At 50.9% G+C, this 562-nt stretch carries 1 protein-coding gene; it reads right to left on the bottom strand.

Annotated features, from left to right (window positions below; genetic code table 11):
- A partial coding sequence (locus KPY62_RS13520; protein WP_324033947.1) for a hypothetical protein occupies positions 1-562 on the bottom strand: 562 nt, incomplete at both ends.

The following is a 562-nucleotide window of genomic DNA, read 5'->3' as shown; positions in this document are numbered from 1 at the left end:
GTTGGCACAGTCACATTGGTTTGAATACCATCGGCAAGCTCTGCTGCATTCACGCCATCCAAAGCTTCTGGAATGGTAATCACAGGAGCCGTGTCAGTCACGCCATCACCAGTGGTGTCACCAGGAATTACGGTGTCACGAGTCACTTCATCTATGACTGGTGTTGATACGTTGCCCGCAGGATCTTTGATCGTTGCGTTAACTTCTAGCTTCTCACCCTCAGCAGGTGCTGGAACTTTTACGGTTACTGTACCAGCAGTGATGTCATCTTGAGTGATTGGATGCTCTTGACCGTTAACCACCACAACGTCGCCTACCTTGGCGTTATCAGGTAGAGTCACGACCGCATCAACGTTACCGTTTTCGTCAATTTCATCTTTAGTAATGAAGTCATCACCATTACCTACCACAACTTTTTCAGGCGCAGTCGGCGCAGTGGTATCCGCCACATTAGCGCTGCCTTGTGGGCTGGTATTGCCCGCCGTATCAGTTTGCGTGGCCGTCACTTGAGTCCCATCAACAACGCTTGGATTGGTCGGAGCGGTCCATGAACCATCGACGC

The organism is Psychrobacter sp. TAE2020, from assembly GCF_018919485.1.
Lineage (GTDB): Bacteria > Pseudomonadota > Gammaproteobacteria > Pseudomonadales > Moraxellaceae > Psychrobacter.
This window is presented reverse-complemented; position numbering and strand designations above follow the sequence as displayed.